Below are 19366 nucleotides of genomic sequence, written 5' to 3'. Positions count from 1 at the left end.
TTGGCTTAGCCTGCAAAATAAAAACCGGTCATTTCGACCGGTTTTTTTATGCTTATTCGCCTTGTGTGGCGCTCTCGATGGTCAGACGCACATCCGACGTGACCAGTTCGGCCAGCATCTGATAGATCTTCATCGTCTCTTCCGGTTCGGCATCTCCGGTATCGCTGATATATCCCTCGTCACGCAGCGTCAGCACCAGAGAGCTGAACACGGCCTTGTCGAAGAATTCCGGCGCGTTAATGCCGTGCAGGACAGAAAGACGCTGAGCCACGGTGCGGCTCTCTTTCTCCAGCGTACCACGGTTGATAGATGGGTTAGCGCTCAGCAGCCAGAAGGTAATAGCGTAGCGCTGCAACGTCTCACGAGCACCCGCCGCCAGCAGTTGTAGCGTACGGGAGCGGGCCGGATTGATATGCAGTTCGTCATCGTCCAGGGTGATGAGTCCCTGGCGCTGCATTTCGCTGGCCAGTTCGTCGATCACGCCAGCGAGTTCGTCACGCTCCCAGCGCAGGAACAGCTCCGCTTTCAGCATTGGGTATAGCGCTTCAATATGCTGCAGCAGCGCGGCGCGTGAAATATGACGATGCTGGGTTACGATGGCCGCCATTAACGAAGGCAGAACCAGCATATGCGCAATGTTGTTGCGGTAGTACGTCATCAATACCGCCTGCTCGCGCGGCAGAATGATGATGTCGCCAATGGTGTCTTTCTCGACCTCAAACTTGTTCATCTGCAAGGCATGGTCAATCAGTTCACTGGCGCTCTGCGCAGGAACCGTCGCATCCGGGGCATACGGTACGTTGCGCAGCAGACTCAGATAGCAATCGAGTTGTTCAGTCAACTGCTCACGGGTCAGAGAGCGCTGGCGGGAAGCCAGTAACGCGGTACAGCACAGGTTCATGGCGTTGGCCGCGCCTGCGTTGTTAATGCGTACCATCAGATCGGCGGCAATGTTATTTACCGTCGGCGTCAGCCAGGCAGGACGGATAGACTCGATAGGATCGATAGATTCACGCCACTCCGGCACGTGCTGGTTGAGGTAAGTCATCAACGGCATCGGCTCGCCAAAGTTAACGTAACCCTGACCCAGATTACGCAGCTTGCTTAAGCCACGCAGCATTTGCGGCAGGCTCTCTTTCTCTTTCGTCGCGCCCCGCAGTTCTTTCGCATACGTGCCCACTTCCATGACGTGCTCGTAGCCGATGTAGATCGGTACGAGGGTAATCGGACGCGTACCGCCGCGCAGCATCGCCTGAATGGTCATCGACAGCGTGCCGGTTTTCGGGTCGAGCAAACGACCAGTACGTGAACGACCGCCTTCGACAAAGTACTCAACCGAGTAGCCGCGGCTGAACAACTCGCCCAGGTATTCGCGGAAAACGGTGGAATAAAGCTTGTTGCCCTTGAAGGTACGACGAATAAAGAACGCGCCCAGGCGGCGGAAGATCGGACCTGCTGGCCAGAAATTCAGGTTGATGCCTGCCGCGATGTGCGGCGGAACCAGACCCTGATGATACAGAACGTACGACAGCAGCATATAGTCCATATGGCTGCGGTGGCACGGAACATAGACGATTTCATGGCCATCGTGCGCCAACTGGCGTACACGCTCTGCATTATGAACGTTAATGCCCTGATACAGACGGTTCCAGGTAAAGCCCAGAATACGATCTGTCAGACGGATCATCTCGTAGGAGAAGTTGGCGGCAATCTCTTCCATCAGCGCTATCGCATTTTGCTGCGCTTTTTCGTGGGAGATTTTTTTACTGCGCGCTTCATCTTCTACCGCGCGCGCGATAGCTTTTGAGGCCAACAGTTTGTTAAACAGATCCTGTCGGGCAGGGAGGCGCGGACCGACTGCGGCCAGGCGCTGGCGAGCAAAGTGCATACGCGCTACGCGCGCCAGCTTCTGGGCGATAATTTTATCTGTACCGTGTTCATCCGCCATGCGACGCAGGGAAACCGACGGGGAGAAGCGGACAAAGCTGTCGCGACCCAGCCAGGACACAGCAAAGAATTTTTGTACGCCGTTCAGCATACGCAGCGGCGGGTTGACCTCGCCTTTTTCGCGTCCAGGCGCACGGCCAAACATTACCGAAACCGGCACCATCTGCACATCCAGGTCTGGATTGCTGCGATGCAAGTCGAGATAGTTATGGAACAGCTTAATAGACTCTTCTTTTGGCGTGTAATAGGTGAAGACACGTGGGCCGCCGTGAATAAACACGTAGCGCGGCAGTAGAGTTCCGTCTATCTCCAGCGGTTCCAGGGGATCCGGGAGATCGTGCGCCAGACATTGGGCGCGCAGCGTCAGCAAGTCTGCTTTGGAGTTGTACGGTAGGACGTACATAATGGGGCGAGAAGTATCGAGCCCCAATTCCGGTGCGGGTTCCGCCGGAATAGACTTGCTTTTTACCAGTACGCTTAATGGTAAATTCAGTAATTTGTAGTAAATTCGTGGCCAGCCGGACATAAACGATGTAAAGCCTCTGGTTAATAATGCAAATGCGCTGCAAGGATATCAGAAAGTTTAGTGAATTTCTGGTGTATCCGGTCATACTTCGCGCTGCTTTGCCACACCCTGAAACAAACGGGGTAACGTTACAATGACATTGACGCTAATAATGTAAAAAGGTTCTTTTTGATGGCCAATAATACCACTGGATTCACCCGAATTATCAAAGCTGCAGGCTATTCCTGGAAAGGTTTTCGCGCCGCATGGATTAATGAGGCGGCATTTCGCCAGGAAAGCGTTGCCGTTCTGCTAGGCGTTGCCATCGCCTGCTGGCTGGACGTCGACGCCATTACGCGCGTGTTGCTGATTGGTTCCGTGATGCTGGTGATGATCGTTGAAATCCTCAATAGTGCGATTGAGGCGGTGGTTGATCGTATCGGTTCCGAGTACCACGAACTGTCTGGTCGTGCGAAAGACATGGGGTCGGCGGCGGTATTGCTGTCGATTTTTGTCGCCTTGATCACCTGGAGCATCCTGTTGTGGTCGCATTTGCGATAAAGATTCCACAACTTCATCATTCTCCTGTTTTTTGTGCAGTTTGCGGTTCCAAAATCACCTTTAGCTGTATATACTCACAGCATAACTGTATATACACCCAGGGGGCGGAATGAAAGCGTTAACGGCCAGGCAGCAAGAGGTGTTTGATCTTATTAGAGATCACATCAGCCAGACAGGTATGCCACCGACGCGTGCGGAGATCGCGCAGCGTTTGGGGTTCCGTTCCCCAAACGCTGCTGAAGAACATCTGAAAGCGCTGGCGCGTAAAGGCGTGCTGGAAATTGTATCCGGCGCATCGCGTGGCATTCGTCTGTTGCAGGAAGAAGAAGAAGGTTTACCGCTTGTCGGTCGCGTTGCGGCAGGTGAGCCACTTCTGGCGCAGCAACACATCGAAGGACATTATCAGGTCGATCCTTCACTGTTCAAACCGAACGCCGATTTTCTGCTGCGCGTCAGCGGTATGTCGATGAAAGACATCGGGATTATGGACGGTGATTTGCTGGCCGTGCATAAAACACAGGATGTGCGTAACGGTCAGGTTGTTGTTGCGCGCATTGACGACGAAGTGACGGTGAAGCGCCTGAAAAAACAGGGCAACAAGGTTGAACTCCTGCCAGAAAATAGCGAATTCAAACCCATTGTGGTCGACCTGCGCGAGCAAAGCTTCACTATTGAAGGGCTGGCGGTAGGCGTCATTCGTAACGGGGAATGGCTGTAATACTCTGTTGAGTCCCTGTAGGCCGGATAAGACGTTTGCGTCGCCATCCGGCAACTCGCCTGGTGGCACTGCGCTTACCGGGCCAGGGCAACATCTTCCAGTACCTCTAACTTCTTTTCAGGCGCTATTTCATGCCTTTCTTTACCTCCTCCGACAAAGCACTCTGGCGTCTTGCCTTACCGATGATCTTCTCCAATATCACCGTTCCCTTGCTGGGATTGGTCGATACCGCGGTCATTGGTCATCTGGATAGTCCGGTCTATCTTGGCGGCGTTGCCGTTGGCGCCACCGCGACCAGTTTTCTCTTTATGCTGCTGCTTTTTTTACGTATGAGCACCACAGGTCTCACCGCCCAGGCATTTGGCGCGAAAGATCCGCAGGCACTGGCGCGTGCGCTGGTGCAGCCGCTAATGCTGGCGCTGGGGGCGGGGCTGCTTATCGCACTGTTTCGTACGCCGATTATCGATCTGGCTCTGCATATTGTCGGCGGCAGTGAAGCAGTATTGGAGCAGGCCCGACGTTTCCTGGAAATCCGTTGGTTAAGCGCCCCCGCCTCGCTGGCGAATCTGGTACTGCTCGGCTGGCTGCTTGGCGTTCAGTATGCGCGGGCGCCGGTTATCCTGCTGATTGTCGGTAATGTTCTCAACATTGTGCTCGATTTATGGCTGGTGATGGGCCTGCATATGAACGTGCAGGGCGCGGCGCTGGCAACGGTCACCGCCGAATATGCCACTTTGCTGATCGGTCTGTTAATGGTACGCAAAGTCCTGCATATGCGCGGAATTTCGCTGGCAATGTTGAAACAGGCCTGGCGTGGCAATTTCCGCCGCTTACTGGCGCTTAACCGTGACATTATGCTGCGCTCGCTGTTGCTGCAGCTCTGTTTTGGTGCCATTACGGTGCTGGGCGCGCGCCTGGGGAGCGATATCATTGCGGTAAATGCCGTTCTGATGACCCTGCTGACCTTTACCGCCTACGCGCTGGACGGGTTTGCCTACGCCGTTGAAGCGCATTCTGGTCAGGCCTATGGCGCACGGGATGGCAGCCAGTTACTGGATGTCTGGCGCGCAGCCTGTCGACAGTCCGGTCTTGTGGCGATTCTGTTTTCGCTGGTTTATGCCCTGTTTGGCGAGCACATTATAGCGTTGCTGACCTCGCTCCCGCAGATTCAACTGCTGGCCGATCGTTATCTTATCTGGCAGGTGATTTTGCCGCTGGTTGGCGTCTGGTGTTATTTGCTGGACGGTATGTTTATCGGCGCAACACGGGCTGCAGAAATGCGCAACAGCATGGCCGTTGCCGCCGCGGGATTCGCATTAACGTTACTGGCTTTACCGCTGCTGGGTAACCACGGCTTGTGGCTGGCGCTCACCGTGTTTCTTGCCCTGCGCGGGCTTTCGCTGGCCTTTATCTGGCGACGTCACTGGCGCAACGGGACGTGGTTCGTTGAAGCCTGACGGTTAAAAATTCTGAATAGTGAATCGAATGCCGAATCAGTGACTACACTTATTCTCACGTCCAGCAGAAAAGATAGCGGAGTTGGACGAGATACTCTGGCTATTCACAACCTAACGATGAGGATTTGATGATGAATAAAGACGAAGTCGGCGGCAACTGGAAACAGTTCAAAGGTAAAGTGAAAGAGCAATGGGGCAAACTGACCGACGATGATATGACGGTCATTGAAGGCAAACGTGACCAACTGGTCGGTAAAGTCCAGGAGCGTTACGGTTATGCAAAAGATCAGGCGGAGAAAGAAGTCACTGACTGGGAAAACCGCAACGATTACCGCTGGTAATTAGTCCCCTCCTGAGAGTACAAGGATGTACGCTCTCTGGCTTAGCGACCGACTTTCTTTTTCACCAGAATTGAGTGGTCATGCTGGCATTCGCCCGGATGGCGACAGGCTTCAACCTCCACGCATGCCGGGCACAGCCCGTGAGCTTCAATCACGTTATGCCGCAGAGCAAAACCCATTTTTGCCGCCAGCATATGCATGATGTCTTCCACACCCTCCGCACACTCTTCTTTTACCACGCCACAGCGATCGCAAATAAACATCGCAGAACTGTGGGTCGGTTGATCGAACAGGTGACACAGCACGTAGCTGTTGGTCGATTCCACTTTATGTACAAAACCTTGTTCCAGCAGAAAATCGAGCGCACGATAAACGGTCGGTGGCTTGGCCTGCGGCTCGGTTTCCCGTAGCAGGTCGAGCAGGTCATAAGCGCTAATGGCGCCTTCCTGCAGGCTCATCAGGCGCAGCACTTCGAGGCGCTGTGGCGTTAGCCGCACGTTGCGTTGCGCACAGAGTTTTTCAGCTTGAGCCAATAACTCCTGCGTGGTGGTTTTGTCCATTTGGCGCCTCGATTTGTGTGAAAGGTTAATCCCTTACTTTATCATGTTCTGCTTAAAACGCCGAGATCCGCCTCTGTGTGCTATACCTGACGCATCGCATTCTGGAGAATCCACATGAAAAGACCCGACTGTATTCGCCACTGGCGAGAGGTGGAGGGGGCTGATGACTCCACCTACCCCGACAGCAATGAACTTTTTGCTATTGGCGCGCCGCTTGCCCGTAAACTGGGGTTAGGAAGACTAGGTATTCATCATGAACGCCTGCCGCCGGGGCGTCGCACATCTTATCCTCATGCCGAAAGCGATGAAGAAGAGTTTATCTATGTGCTGGAAGGTTATCCGGAAGCCTGGATTAACGGCTATTTATGGAAGCTCGAACCTGGCGACAGCGTCGGTTTTCCGGCAGGAACCGGGGTGTGCCACACCTTTATCAATAACACCAGTGAAGAGGTGCGCTTGCTGGTCGTGGGTGAGGCAAACAAAAAAAATAATCGCATTTATTACCCGCTTAACCCGGTCTATGCCGCCACGCGCGAGGATCGCTGGGTTGACCATCCGCCGCAGTTTTTTGGCCCACATGACGGCAAGCCGGGGCGCAAATAACGCTCTGTGAGAATATGCTGTGCGAGCCACGATGATGGGGCGCACTATCGCATCGGTCTATGCTATAGTAGCGCCCCTTTTTTAACCGGATGCTTGAATATTCGCCATGCTGCCTGAATCTCAGTCTACCGCTTTTCCCGCTCATCGTTTTTCTATCGCGCCGATGCTCGACTGGACGGACAGACATTGCCGCTACTTTTTGCGCTTACTGTCCCGCCAGACGCTGCTGTATACGGAGATGGTGACTACCGGCGCGATCATTCATGGTAAAGGCGATTATCTGGCGTATAGCGAAGAAGAACATCCGGTCGCGTTGCAACTGGGCGGGAGCGATCCGGCTGCGCTGGCGCAGTGTGCGAAGCTCGCTGAACAGCGGGGCTATGACGAAATTAACCTCAACGTGGGTTGTCCTTCCGACCGCGTACAGAATGGCATGTTTGGCGCCTGTCTGATGGGGAATGCGCAACTGGTCGCCGATTGCGTCAAGGCGATGCGCGATGTGGTGTCGATTCCGGTGACGGTGAAGACCCGAATCGGCATTGATGATCAGGACAGCTACGAATTCCTGTGCGATTTCATCAACACGGTATCTGGCAACGGCGAATGCGAGATGTTCATCATTCACGCCCGCAAGGCCTGGCTGTCCGGGTTAAGCCCGAAAGAAAACCGCGAGATCCCTCCGCTGGATTATGACCGTGTTTATCAGTTAAAGCGTGATTTCCCGCATTTGACGATGTCGATCAACGGCGGTATTAAATCGCTGGAAGAAGCGAAAAAGCATCTGCAACATATGGATGGCGTGATGGTGGGGCGTGAAGCCTATCAAAATCCTGGAATTCTGGCGTCAGTCGATCGCGAAATTTTTGCTGCCGCTACTCATGATGCCGATCCGGTCGCCGTGGTGCGTGCCATGTACCCATATATTGAGCGTGAACTGAGTCAGGGTACTTATCTGGGGCATGTGACGCGCCATATGCTGGGACTGTTTCAGGGAATCCCCGGCGCACGTCAGTGGCGTCGTTACCTGAGTGAGAACGCGCATAAAGCCGGAGCCGATATTAACGTCCTGGAACATGCTTTGAAGCTGGTGGCCGATAAGCGTTAGTTTCTCACTAAAAGTTAGTTAATTTCACCACACCCTGTGAGTTGTCACAGGGTTTTTTGTTTTATAAATCAGTGGATTAACTTTGGCATGTTTCTTGTAAAGGAATGGAGAGTATTTTATTTCGGGAGAGAGTCATGCTGGAACTACTTTTTGTGATTGGATTTTTTATCATGCTGATGGTCACCGGCGTCTCGTTGCTGGGGGTGCTGGCCGCGCTGGTGGTAGCCACCGTCGTCATGTTTTTGGGCGGGCTATTTGCCTTGATGATTAAACTGTTGCCCTGGCTGTTACTGGCCGTTGCCGTGGTGTGGGTGATCAAGGCGATAAAAGCGCCAAAAGTCCCACAGTATCAGCGCAATAACCGCCGATTTTACTAAGGTATTGAGTGGTCCGTCACAACCTGAAACATTGCCTTTAGAACCAAATAGGAATTGATTATCAAATCTGTCACTATTGCCTGGTTAACGAATTCATCGAGCTGTACCCTACATACAGCCGAACTAAAAAAAAGAAAGGGCTTCCTGCGGGAAGCCCTAATTCTTTACGGGATCAGCAGACTCGATCCCTGCGTGGCGCGACTTTCCAGCACTTCATGAGCACGCTGCGCGTCGTGCAGCGCAAATGTCTGACCAGGTGCGACATCCACTTTGATCACCCCGCTGGCAATCAGCGAGAAAAGCTCATTGCTGGCTTCGGTTAATTCATGGTGGTTGGTGATGTAACCCTGCAGAGAGGGGCGGGTCACGTACAGCGAACCTTTCTGATTAAGAATCCCTAAATTTACACCAGTCACGGGTCCGGACGCGTTGCCAAAACTGACCATCAGTCCGCGGCGCTGCAGACAATCGAGAGACGCCTCCCAGGTATCTTTCCCCACCGAGTCGTACACCACCCGCACTTTTTTACCGCCGGTGATCTCTTTTACCCGCTCAACGATGCTTTCTTCACGATAGTTAATCACCTGCCACGCGCCGGCCTGCTGCGCAATTTGCGCTTTTTGCGCATTGCCGACGGTGCCAATCAGTTTCGCTCCCAACGCTTTCGCCCACTGACAAGCGATCAGACCGACGCCACCTGCGGCTGCGTGGAATAAAAACGGTTCGTCAGGCTGGATTTCATAGGTTTTGCGCAACAGGTAAAAAACGGTCAGCCCCTTCAGAAACGAGGCGGCTGCCTGTTCAAACGAGATAGCGTTAGGCAGAATAGCGGCTTTATCAGCCGGCACGTTATGCACTGAGCTGTAAGCGCCAAGCGCAGACTGAGCATACACCACGCGATCGCCAGCTTTGATGTGCGTCACTTTGCTGCCAACTTTGCTGACCACGCCTGCGGCTTCGGTACCCAGACCGCTGGGCAGAGAAGGCGGCGGATAAAGACCACTGCGGATGTAGGTGTCGATGTAGTTGATCCCTATCGCTTTATTCTCGACCTGGATTTCGTTTTCCGCCGGGTCAACCGGCGTAAACTCCACAGCCTTGAGTACATCAGGCCCACCATGCTTGTGAAATTCAATACGTGTTGCCATGCTTCCTCCAAAAGAAATGTGGTAATCTTTCGACCCAATCATTATCTCGGTAACTCCATTCACTATGGCAGGAAATAAACCCTTCAACAAACAACAGACTGATGCTCGTGAGCGCGATCCCCAGGTCGCCGGGCTGAAAGTACCGCCGCACTCGATTGAAGCGGAACAGTCGGTGTTGGGCGGTTTAATGCTGGATAACGAACGCTGGGATGACGTGGCCGAACGCGTGGTCGCGGAGGATTTTTATACCCGCCCGCACCGGCATATCTTCACGGAAATGCATCGCCTGCAGGAGATGGGAAAACCCATCGATCTGATTACCCTGGCAGAGTCGCTGGAGGTTCAGGGCCAACTGGACAGCGTCGGCGGTTTTGCGTACCTGGCTGAGTTATCGAAAAATACGCCAAGTGCGGCCAACATTAGCGCTTATGCGGATATCGTCCGCGAACGTGCCGTTGTCCGTGACATGATTTCGGTCGCGAACGAAATTGCGGAAGCCGGATTCGATCCGCAAGGACGTTCCAGTGAAGACCTGCTGGATCTTGCGGAGTCTCGCGTCTTTAAAATCGCTGAAAGCCGCGCCAATAAAGACGAAGGCCCGAAAAACATTACCGATGTGCTCGACGCTACCGTCGCGCGTATCGAGCAGCTATTCCAGCAGCCGCACGACGGCGTCACCGGGGTGAACACCGGTTATGACGACCTCAACAAAAAAACCGCTGGTTTGCAGCCGTCAGACCTCATCATCGTCGCCGCGCGTCCGTCGATGGGTAAAACGACATTTGCAATGAACCTCGTCGAAAATGCGGCGATGTTGCAGGATAAGCCGGTTCTTATCTTTAGTCTTGAAATGCCCTCAGAGCAGATCATGATGCGTTCCCTGGCCTCGCTTTCACGCGTAGACCAAACAAAAATTCGTACTGGTCAACTGGATGACGAAGACTGGGCGCGAATTTCCGGAACAATGGGTATTTTGCTGGAGAAACGAAACATCTATATTGATGACTCCTCCGGCCTGACGCCAACGGAAGTGCGCTCGCGTGCCCGTCGTATCGCCCGTGAACACGGCGGTATCGGACTTATCATGATCGACTACCTGCAGCTGATGCGCGTGCCGTCGCTTTCCGACAACCGTACGCTGGAAATTGCTGAAATTTCCCGCTCGCTGAAAGCGTTAGCGAAAGAACTGCATGTGCCGGTGGTGGCGCTGTCGCAGCTTAACCGCTCTCTGGAACAACGCGCCGACAAGCGTCCGGTCAACTCAGATCTGCGTGAATCCGGCTCCATCGAGCAGGATGCCGACTTAATCATGTTTATCTATCGTGATGAGGTTTATCACGAAAACAGCGACTTAAAAGGCATCGCCGAAATTATTATTGGTAAGCAGCGTAACGGTCCGATCGGAACGGTTCGCCTGACTTTTAACGGACAGTGGTCGCGATTCGACAACTATGCGGGCCCACAATACGACGACGAATAAATCTCCGTCATCCTTCATGCTGCAGATGCGTTGACTTCGCCCGTTCACCCCGGTCACTTAGTTTACTAAGCTTCCGGGGATTCTCAGGCTTGTCGCCTTTCTGCAACACGAATGATTTAGGAGATTCTTTTATTAAGGAATACACATGCAAGCGGCAACTGTAGTTATTAACCGCCGCGCTCTGCGACACAACCTGCAACGTCTGCGTGAACTGGCTCCTGCCAGTAAACTGGTTGCGGTCGTGAAAGCGAACGCCTACGGCCATGGTCTGTTAGAGACCGCGCGAACGCTCCCCGATGCGGACGCTTTTGGTGTCGCTCGTCTTGAAGAAGCCCTGCGGCTGCGCGCGGGTGGCATCACGCAGCCTATCCTGCTACTGGAGGGATTTTTCGATGCCACCGATCTGCCGACTATCTCCGCGCAGCGTCTGCATACCGCCGTACACAACCTGGAGCAGCTCGAGGCCCTGGAGGCCGCAAAACTGGCTGAGCCGGTCACCGTCTGGATGAAACTCGACACGGGCATGCACCGCCTGGGCGTGCGTCCTGAGCAGGCCGAGGCGTTTTATCAGCGCCTGACGCAATGTGAAAATGTGCGCCAGCCGGTCAATATCGTCAGCCACTTTGCACGCGCGGACGAGCCTGAGTGTGGCGCGACTGAAAAGCAGCTCGATATCTTTAATAGCTTCTGTGAAGGCAAACCGGGGCAGCGTTCGATTGCCGCATCCGGTGGTATTCTGCTGTGGCCGCAATCTCACTTCGACTGGGCGCGTCCGGGGCTGATTCTGTACGGTGTATCACCGCTGGAAAACCACTCTATCGGTGCCGATTTTGGCTGCCAGCCGGTGATGTCGCTAACCTCCAGCCTGATTGCGGTGCGTGAGCACAAAGCGGGCGAACCGGTCGGCTATGGCGGTACCTGGCAGAGCGAGCGCGACACGCGTTTAGGCGTGGTGGCGATGGGTTATGGTGATGGTTACCCGCGTGCGGCGCCGTCTGGAACACCGGTGCTGGTCAATGGTCGTGAAGTGCCGATCGTTGGTCGCGTCGCGATGGATATGATCTGCGTCGATTTAGGCCCTGAGGCACAGGATAAGGCCGGTGATTCAGTGATTCTTTGGGGTGAAGGTTTGCCCGTGGAACGCATTGCTGAAATGACGAAAGTAAGTGCTTACGAACTTATCACGCGCCTGACCTCAAGGGTGGCGATGAAGTATATCGACTAAGTTCATGATATGCCGGACAGGCGGAACGCCGCCATCCGGCAATATGCTCGCCAACTGCAACATCCTCTCGATCTTCTTCCGCTTCCGGTTTATTGTGTTCTTATCCTCTGCCTGTAAACCTGGAGAACCACCTCGTGTTTCAAAAAGTTGACGCCTACGCTGGCGACCCGATTTTATCGCTCATGGAGCGATTCAAAGAAGATTCACGTAGCGACAAAGTGAACCTCAGCATTGGTCTGTACTACAACGAAGACGGCATTATTCCTCAGCTTAAAGCGGTGGCGGAGGCGGAAGCCCGACTCAATGCCCAACCGCATGGCGCTTCGCTGTATCTACCGATGGAAGGTCTGAACACGTATCGTAATACCATTGCGCCGCTGCTGTTTGGCGCAGATCATCCGGTTCTCCTGCAACAGCGTGTCGCAACCATTCAGACGCTGGGTGGTTCCGGGGCGCTAAAAATTGGCGCAGACTTCCTGAAACGCTATTTCCCTGACTCTGGCGTATGGGTCAGCGATCCAACATGGGAAAACCATATCGCGATTTTTGAAGGGGCTGGATTCGAAGTGAGTACTTACCCCTGGTATGACAATGAAACCAACGGGGTACGTTTCAATGACCTGCTGGCGACGCTGAATACCTTACCAGCGCGCAGCATCGTGCTGCTGCATCCGTGCTGCCATAACCCGACCGGTGCAGATTTAACCCCTGCGCAATGGGATGCCGTTATTGAGATTCTGAAATCGCGCGATCTGATCCCGTTCCTCGACATTGCCTATCAGGGCTTTGGCGGCGGAATGCAAGACGATGCTTACGCGATCCGCTCTATAGCCAGCGCCGGATTACCCGCTCTGGTCAGCAACTCATTTTCTAAAATTTTCTCTTTATACGGCGAGCGCGTCGGTGGGCTGTCTGTGGTATGTGAAGACGCCGATGCGGCAAGCCGCGTTCTCGGGCAATTAAAAGCGACCGTACGTCGTAACTACTCCAGCCCGGCGAACTTTGGTGCGCAGGTGGTCGCTACGGTACTGGGTGATGACGCGCTGAAAGCCAGCTGGCTGGCGGAGGTCGAAGAGATGCGTACCCGCATTCTGGCAATGCGCCAGGAGCTGGTTAACGTGCTGAGCGCTGAAATTCCTGGCCGTAACTTCGACTATCTGCTGCAACAGCGCGGCATGTTCAGCTATACCGGGCTTAGCGCTGCTCAGGTCGATCGCCTGCGTGATGAGTTTGGTGTGTACCTGGTTGCCAGTGGTCGTATGTGCGTGGCCGGTTTGAATCACGCTAACGTGCAGCGCGTGGCGAAGGCCTTTGCTGCCGTTATGTAACAATCTGGTTTGCCGGATGGCGGCGTCAACGCTTTATCCGGCCTACAAGAGCATTGGTTTTTTTCGTTTGTAGGCCGGATAAGCGTAGCGCCATCAGGCACGCTTTTCTGTGTGATCGTGCTCTTTTTCTGTAACAAAACCAGAGAAAATCCTTCCTTTCCCTCCCCTCAGGGGGTAAGGTCAGATAGTTTTTTGACCAGTTGTTAATAAAAAAATGATAACTAACTGACTACTTAGGGAAAAATATGCGCAAGTTTACGTTGGCACTGAGTGCCGTTTGTTTATTGTTCACGTTAAATCAGTCTGCTCAGGCATTAGTTTCTTCTCCCTCGCAGCTCAATCCAGGCACCAACGTTGCAAAACTCGCCGAGCAGGCCCCCATTCACTGGGTTTCCGTGGCGCAAATTGAAAACAGTCTGACTGGACGCCCGCCGATGGCCGTCGGGTTTGATATCGATGATACCGTCCTTTTTTCCAGTCCGGGCTTCTGGCGCGGTAAGAAAACGTACTCTCCGGACAGTGAAGATTACCTGAAGAATCCGGCTTTCTGGGAGAAAATGAACAACGGCTGGGACGAGTTCAGTATTCCAAAAGAAGTGGCGCGCCAGTTAATTGATATGCATGTGCGTCGTGGCGATAGCATTTTCTTTGTCACCGGACGTAGCCCGACGAAGACTGAAACGGTATCGAAAACGCTGGCTGATAACTTTCACATCCCGGCCGCCAATATGAATCCGGTCATTTTTGCCGGTGACAAGCCGGGCCAGAACACCAAAACGCAGTGGTTACAGGATAAAAACGTGCGCATGTTCTACGGCGATTCTGACAATGACATCACCGCCGCTCGCGACGTGGGTATTCGCGGTATTCGTATTTTACGTGCTTCCAACTCCACCTATAAACCGCTACCTCAGGCTGGCGCGTTTGGTGAAGAGGTGATCGTAAATTCTGAGTATTAAAGGCGCAGGCTGCTATTTGGTGGTTTTTTAAACAAATTTGCGTTACCGGCTTTTACCTTTTGCGGACTTGCTGCACACTGAATAAAAGATGTTCTCATTAGGCGAGTGCTGGTAAGGGGAATAAAGATGACGAATTCGGAGTTGCTGCAATACTGCATGGCAAAAACGGGCGCGGAGCAGAGCGTGCACAGTGACTGGAAAGCCACACAAATCAAAGTCGAAGATGTACTCTTTGCCATGGTAAAAGAGGTAGAAGAACGCCCGGCGGTCTCTCTGAAAACCAGCCCTGAACTGGCGGAATTACTGCGTCAGCAGCATAGCGATGTACGACCAAGCAGACATCTGAATAAAGCGCACTGGAGCACGGTGTATCTGGACGGCTCGCTGCCGGATTCGCAGATTTATTATCTGGTTGATGCCTCTTATCAGCTGGCGGTAAACACGCTGCCGGAAGATAAACGTCGGATATTGGCGCAGCCCTGATCTGTTTTGCCGGATGCGGCGCAAGCGCCTTATCCGGCCTACAAGAAATTATGCATATTCTGTAGGCCAGATAAGTGTTGCGCAATTACAACAGCGGTTTGAGGAAGCGGGCCGTGTGTGAAGCTTCACACTCAGCGACCGTTTCTGGCGTGCCGGAGACCAGAATTTCCCCGCCGCCGCTACCGCCTTCCGGACCGAGATCGACAATCCAGTCAGCGGTTTTGATTACGTCCAGATTGTGCTCAATCACCACGATGGTGTTGCCCTGATCGCGCAACTGATGCAGCACGTCCAGTAACTGCTGAATATCCGCAAAATGCAGACCGGTGGTCGGTTCATCAAGGATATACAACGTCTGCCCGGTGCCGCGTTTTGACAGTTCGCGCGCCAGCTTCACGCGCTGCGCTTCGCCGCCGGAGAGCGTAGTGGCCGACTGGCCGAGACGGATATACGTCAGGCCCACGTCCATCAGCGTTTGTAGCTTACGCGCCAGCGCCGGGACGGCATCGAAGAACTCGCGTGCTTCTTCAATGGTCATATCCAGCACTTCGTGGATGGTCTTGCCCTTGTACTTAATCTCCAGCGTTTCGCGGTTATAGCGCTTGCCTTTACACTGGTCGCACGGCACGTAGATATCCGGCAGGAAGTGCATTTCAACTTTGATCACGCCGTCGCCCTGACAGGCTTCACAGCGTCCGCCGCGAACGTTAAAGCTGAAACGACCCGGCGTGTAACCGCGCGCGCGGGACTCTGGTACGCCAGCAAACAGTTCGCGCACCGGCGTAAACACACCGGTGTAGGTTGCCGGGTTGGATCGCGGAGTACGACCAATCGGGCTTTGGTCAATGTCGATCACTTTGTCGAAATGTTCCAGGCCCTGAACATCGCGGTACGGCGCAGGTTCAGCCAGCGTGGCGCCGTTCAGCGCTGTCTGCGCAATCGGGAACAGCGTGTCGTTGATCAGCGTCGATTTACCGGAACCAGAAACCCCGGTAATGCAGGTGAACAGGCCAACCGGCAGCGTCAGGGTGACATCTTTCAGGTTGTTGCCGCGCGCGCCGGTAAGCTTCAGCACTTTTTCCGGATCGGCCGCCACGCGCTGTTTCGGTACTTCAATTTTACGCTTACCGCTCATGTACTGGCCGGTCAGCGACTCAGGCACCGCCATGATGTCGTCGAGCGTCCCTTCGGCAACCACCTGGCCGCCGTGAACGCCAGCGCCCGGGCCGATATCGATAACGTGGTCAGCGGCGCGAATCGCATCTTCATCGTGCTCGACCACAATCACGGTATTACCCAGATTACGCAGATGGATGAGCGTGCCCAACAGACGTTCGTTATCGCGCTGATGCAGACCAATAGACGGTTCATCCAGGACGTACATCACGCCGACCAGACCCGCGCCGATCTGGCTTGCCAGACGAATACGCTGGGCTTCGCCGCCGGAGAGCGTTTCCGCTGAACGTGACAGCGTCAGGTAGTTGAGGCCGACGTTGACCAGGAATTTCAGACGATCGCCAATCTCTTTAAGAATTTTCTCTGCAATCTTCGCTCGCTGGCCGGCAAGCTTCAGGTTGTTGAAGAAATCCATCGCATGACCGATGCTCATGTCGGAAATTGCGGGCAGCGGCGTATTTTCAACAAATACGTGGCGGGCTTCCCGGCGCAAACGCGTCCCTTCACAGCTGGCGCACGGGCGGTTGCTGATGAATTTGGCTAATTCCTCGCGTACCGCGCTGGATTCCGTCTCTTTATAACGGCGCTCCATATTGTGCAATACGCCTTCGAACGGATGGCGACGTACGGACGTATCGCCGCGATCGTTCATGTATTTAAATTCGATATTCTCTTTACCGGAACCGTACAGCACCACTTTATGCACGGCGGGGTTCAGGCTGGCCCATGGGGCTTCGACGTCGAATTTATAGTGTTCCGCCAGTGACTTAAGCATCTGGAAGTAGTAGAAGTTGCGGCGATCCCAGCCGCGGATAGCGCCACCGGCCAGCGACAGTTCCGGGTTTTGAATCACCCGGTCAGGATCGAAATACTGTTGTACGCCGAGGCCGTCACAGGTCGGGCATGCGCCCGCCGGGTTGTTGAATGAAAACAGACGCGGTTCCAGTTCGCGCATGCTGTAGCCGCAGATCGGGCAGGCGAAGTTGGCAGAGAACAGCAGCTCTTCCGCTTTCGGGTCGTCCATATCGGCAACCACTGCCGTACCGCCGGACAGTTCCAGCGCGGTTTCAAACGATTCCGCCAGGCGCTGGGTGAGATCGCCACGTACTTTAAAGCGGTCAATCACCACTTCAATGGTGTGTTTCTTTTGCAGCTCAAGCTTGGGCGGATCGGACAGGTCGCACACTTCCCCGTCGATACGGGCACGGATATAGCCCTGACCCGCCAGGTTTTCCAGCGTTTTGGTGTGCTCGCCTTTACGCTCTTTAATTATCGGCGCCAGCAGCATCAGACGCTTGCCTTCCGGCTGCGACAGGACGTTGTCCACCATCTGACTCACGGTCTGCGCCGCCAGGGGAACGTCGTGATCCGGGCAGCGCGGTTCGCCAACGCGGGCAAACAGCAGGCGCAGATAGTCGTGAATTTCGGTAATCGTACCTACCGTGGATCGCGGGTTATGGGATGTCGATTTTTGCTCGATTGAGATGGCGGGAGACAGCCCCTCAATGTGGTCGACATCCGGCTTTTCCATCAGTGACAGAAACTGACGCGCGTACGCGGAAAGGGATTCAACGTAACGACGCTGTCCTTCGGCATACAAGGTGTCGAAAGCGAGCGAAGATTTGCCTGAGCCCGAAAGCCCGGTGACGACAATCAGCTTGTCGCGCGGGATGACGAGGTTGATGTTTTTGAGATTATGGGTGCGGGCGCCCCGAACTTCGATCTTATCCATTCATCTTTCCCGGATTAAACGCTTTTTTGCCTGGCTGCATGGTGCTACCGGCGATCACAAACGGTTAATTATGACACAACCTGACCTGAATGGATATACAGTATTGGAATGCAAAACGCAGGTGTCTGTGCAACAATGTCTATCCGGGGTTGTTTACTGGAATCGATCTCGCAACGTAGTAAAAGCGCTATTGGAAATGCTACAATCCCGCGCTTACACTTATTCAGTAACGTTTTTCAGGAGACACGATCATGGCCAGCAGAGGCGTAAACAAGGTGATTCTCGTCGGTAATCTGGGCCAGGACCCGGAAGTACGCTATATGCCGAATGGTGGCGCAGTTGCCAACATTACGCTGGCTACTTCCGAATCCTGGCGTGATAAAGCGACCGGCGAAATGAAAGAGCAGACTGAATGGCACCGTGTCGTGCTGTTCGGCAAACTGGCGGAAGTAGCCAGCGAATATCTGCGTAAAGGTTCTCAGGTCTATATCGAAGGCCAGCTGCGTACCCGCAAATGGACCGATCAGTCCGGCGTAGAAAAGTACACCACTGAAGTTGTGGTTAACGTTGGCGGCACCATGCAAATGCTGGGTGGTCGTCAGGGTGGTGGTGCTCCGGCAGGTGGCGGTCAGCAGCAGGGCGGTTGGGGTCAGCCTCAGCAGCCGCAGGGCGGCAATCAGTTCAGCGGCGGCGCGCAGTCTCGCCCGCAGCAGTCAGCTCCGGCAGCGCCGTCTAACGAGCCGCCGATGGATTTCGACGACGATATTCCGTTCTAATTTTTCTGCTTTATACGAAAAATTATGGCTACCTCATAACAGGGGTAGCCATATGTAATTTTTTATCAGTTCAACACCATCGGCCAGTCTGGCGGTGTGTGGCTCATCACTTCAACCATCACGTTTTCAATGTTCTTCCAGATTGCGGACATATCCACCAGGGTTATGCCGAGCAGCCCGGTTGCAAACCAGCAGGCGAAAACCAGTCCCAAACCGCTACTAATGACGGCCAGGCCAATATAATCTGATTTACGAAAACGGATATTGAGCGTGCTGGCTAAAAACATCAGCACCGCGCTGAGTAGCTGCCATCGCAGAAGAACCACGCCAGTTGTTATCGTTGCCATGAAAAAACGTCCTCAGAAAGTCTTGATGCCCATGACAGCGCGGGGGTGTTCACCGAGGGTGTAGTACTCTGGCTCTCGACGGGCAATAACACGAATGAAACATTGTTTCTGTTACATGAATTGTGTGAACTATATCACATTTGCTCGTTTGTTCACCAGTGTTAGAGGTTATTTTTGCAGGATAATAACCATGTTATTTGCATGGTTATTTTTAATAAAAAAAACGATAACAAATAATCTAATAAAAAGATGCATATGGATTACCTGTTATGTTTATCCTAAATTATTCGTTAAGAAATTTAATGAATTTCTTAAACACGACCAGGATAATGCTCATAAAAAATTACTACTTATTGATAATAATGTTATGAAATAAGCATAACTTTGAGTTTGCCTTACGGAAAAATAATATCAGCATCATCTATTATCAGACTTTTACATAGAGAAGTCTGTTGCTAATAATGATAGATTCATGCAACTTAATCAGTCAGTGTTTATAGCATCCCGCCTAATGGGTTCTGGCATATACGAAACAGGG

General features: G+C 53.5%; 18 protein-coding genes. 13 read left to right on the top strand and 5 right to left on the bottom strand.

What is annotated here, in order from left to right:
- Nucleotides 1–52: 52 nt before the first annotated feature.
- The gene (plsB, locus tag M4I31_RS22060) at nucleotides 53–2473 is read right to left on the bottom strand and encodes a glycerol-3-phosphate 1-O-acyltransferase PlsB (protein WP_038636254.1); all 2421 of its coding nucleotides are present in this window, start codon (nucleotides 2471–2473) and stop codon (nucleotides 53–55) included.
- A 171-nt stretch (nucleotides 2474–2644) separates the two neighbouring features.
- Between plsB and M4I31_RS22055 the strand changes: the two genes are divergently transcribed.
- The 4 genes from M4I31_RS22055 to M4I31_RS22040 all read left to right on the top strand — a co-directional run bounded on the left by M4I31_RS22055 (nucleotide 2645) and on the right by M4I31_RS22040 (nucleotide 5529).
- Nucleotides 2645–3013 (top strand): diacylglycerol kinase, encoded by a 369-nt coding sequence (locus M4I31_RS22055; RefSeq protein WP_085049592.1) that lies wholly within the window; start codon nucleotides 2645–2647, stop codon nucleotides 3011–3013.
- A 109-nt stretch (nucleotides 3014–3122) separates the two neighbouring features.
- Nucleotides 3123–3731 carry a transcriptional repressor LexA gene (gene lexA / locus M4I31_RS22050; RefSeq protein ID WP_003031703.1) on the top strand — a complete coding sequence of 203 codons (609 nt, stop codon included), beginning with the start codon at nucleotides 3123–3125 and terminating at the stop codon, nucleotides 3729–3731.
- Nucleotides 3732–3862: 131 nt separating this feature from the next.
- The gene (gene dinF, locus M4I31_RS22045; protein WP_085049593.1) at nucleotides 3863–5188 is read left to right on the top strand and encodes an MATE family efflux transporter DinF; all 1326 of its coding nucleotides are present in this window, start codon (nucleotides 3863–3865) and stop codon (nucleotides 5186–5188) included.
- Between the two features lie 131 nt (nucleotides 5189–5319).
- Nucleotides 5320–5529 carry a CsbD family protein gene (locus M4I31_RS22040; protein ID WP_085049594.1) on the top strand — a complete coding sequence of 70 codons (210 nt, stop codon included), beginning with the start codon at nucleotides 5320–5322 and terminating at the stop codon, nucleotides 5527–5529.
- Between the two features lie 41 nt (nucleotides 5530–5570).
- Here M4I31_RS22040 and zur read toward each other — a convergent pair whose 3' ends face one another.
- On the bottom strand, nucleotides 5571–6089 hold the full coding sequence (gene zur, locus M4I31_RS22035) for a zinc uptake transcriptional repressor Zur (RefSeq protein ID WP_038636258.1): 519 nt from the start codon (nucleotides 6087–6089) through the stop codon (nucleotides 5571–5573).
- Between the two features lie 114 nt (nucleotides 6090–6203).
- On the opposite strand from zur, the gene M4I31_RS22030 reads away from it, so the two are divergent.
- The 3 genes from M4I31_RS22030 to pspG all read left to right on the top strand — a co-directional run bounded on the left by M4I31_RS22030 (nucleotide 6204) and on the right by pspG (nucleotide 8174).
- Nucleotides 6204–6692: a cupin domain-containing protein gene (locus tag M4I31_RS22030; RefSeq protein ID WP_085049595.1), complete on the top strand. Its 489-nt coding sequence runs from the start codon at nucleotides 6204–6206 to the stop codon at nucleotides 6690–6692.
- A 106-nt stretch (nucleotides 6693–6798) separates the two neighbouring features.
- Nucleotides 6799–7797, top strand: coding sequence for a tRNA dihydrouridine(20/20a) synthase DusA (gene dusA / locus M4I31_RS22025; RefSeq protein WP_038636262.1), 999 nt, complete (start codon nucleotides 6799–6801; stop codon nucleotides 7795–7797).
- A gap of 134 nt (nucleotides 7798–7931) precedes the next feature.
- Nucleotides 7932–8174 (top strand): envelope stress response protein PspG, encoded by a 243-nt coding sequence (gene pspG / locus M4I31_RS22020; protein ID WP_016155352.1) that lies wholly within the window; start codon nucleotides 7932–7934, stop codon nucleotides 8172–8174.
- A 164-nt stretch (nucleotides 8175–8338) separates the two neighbouring features.
- On the opposite strand, the gene M4I31_RS22015 is transcribed toward pspG, so the two are convergent.
- A complete protein-coding gene (locus tag M4I31_RS22015; RefSeq protein ID WP_038642960.1) occupies nucleotides 8339–9322 on the bottom strand; it encodes a quinone oxidoreductase in 984 nt (327 codons plus the stop codon).
- A 64-nt stretch (nucleotides 9323–9386) separates the two neighbouring features.
- On the opposite strand from M4I31_RS22015, the gene dnaB reads away from it, so the two are divergent.
- The 5 genes from dnaB to M4I31_RS21990 all read left to right on the top strand — a co-directional run bounded on the left by dnaB (nucleotide 9387) and on the right by M4I31_RS21990 (nucleotide 14797).
- Nucleotides 9387–10802: a replicative DNA helicase gene (dnaB, locus tag M4I31_RS22010; protein WP_003826610.1), complete on the top strand. Its 1416-nt coding sequence runs from the start codon at nucleotides 9387–9389 to the stop codon at nucleotides 10800–10802.
- Between the two features lie 145 nt (nucleotides 10803–10947).
- Entirely contained in the window at nucleotides 10948–12027 is a 1080-nt protein-coding gene (gene alr / locus M4I31_RS22005) for an alanine racemase (RefSeq protein WP_085049635.1), read from the top strand.
- 134 nt (nucleotides 12028–12161) lie between these two features.
- The gene (tyrB, locus tag M4I31_RS22000; RefSeq protein WP_085049636.1) at nucleotides 12162–13355 is read left to right on the top strand and encodes an aromatic amino acid transaminase; all 1194 of its coding nucleotides are present in this window, start codon (nucleotides 12162–12164) and stop codon (nucleotides 13353–13355) included.
- Between the two features lie 245 nt (nucleotides 13356–13600).
- Nucleotides 13601–14314, top strand: coding sequence for an acid phosphatase AphA (gene aphA / locus M4I31_RS21995; RefSeq protein ID WP_085049637.1), 714 nt, complete (start codon nucleotides 13601–13603; stop codon nucleotides 14312–14314).
- Between the two features lie 126 nt (nucleotides 14315–14440).
- Nucleotides 14441–14797, top strand: a complete 357-nt coding sequence (locus M4I31_RS21990; protein ID WP_038636271.1) for an MmcQ/YjbR family DNA-binding protein — start codon at nucleotides 14441–14443, stop codon at nucleotides 14795–14797.
- 85 nt (nucleotides 14798–14882) lie between these two features.
- Here the strand turns inward: M4I31_RS21990 and uvrA are convergent, their stop codons facing one another.
- Complete coding sequence (uvrA, locus tag M4I31_RS21985; RefSeq protein WP_085049638.1) at nucleotides 14883–17705, bottom strand: excinuclease ABC subunit UvrA; 2823 nt, start codon at nucleotides 17703–17705, stop codon at nucleotides 14883–14885.
- 251 nt (nucleotides 17706–17956) lie between these two features.
- Here uvrA and ssb1 point away from each other — a divergent pair, with 251 nt between their 5' ends.
- Entirely contained in the window at nucleotides 17957–18481 is a 525-nt protein-coding gene (ssb1, locus tag M4I31_RS21980) for a single-stranded DNA-binding protein SSB1 (protein ID WP_003826621.1), read from the top strand.
- A gap of 65 nt (nucleotides 18482–18546) precedes the next feature.
- Here the strand turns inward: ssb1 and M4I31_RS21975 are convergent, their stop codons facing one another.
- On the bottom strand, nucleotides 18547–18828 hold the full coding sequence (locus M4I31_RS21975; RefSeq protein WP_038636276.1) for a YjcB family protein: 282 nt from the start codon (nucleotides 18826–18828) through the stop codon (nucleotides 18547–18549).
- Nucleotides 18829–19366 lie beyond the last annotated feature (538 nt).

The organism is Citrobacter sp. XT1-2-2 (assembly GCF_023516235.1).
In the GTDB taxonomy this organism is placed as follows: domain Bacteria; phylum Pseudomonadota; class Gammaproteobacteria; order Enterobacterales; family Enterobacteriaceae; genus Citrobacter; species Citrobacter werkmanii.
This window is presented reverse-complemented; position numbering and strand designations above follow the sequence as displayed.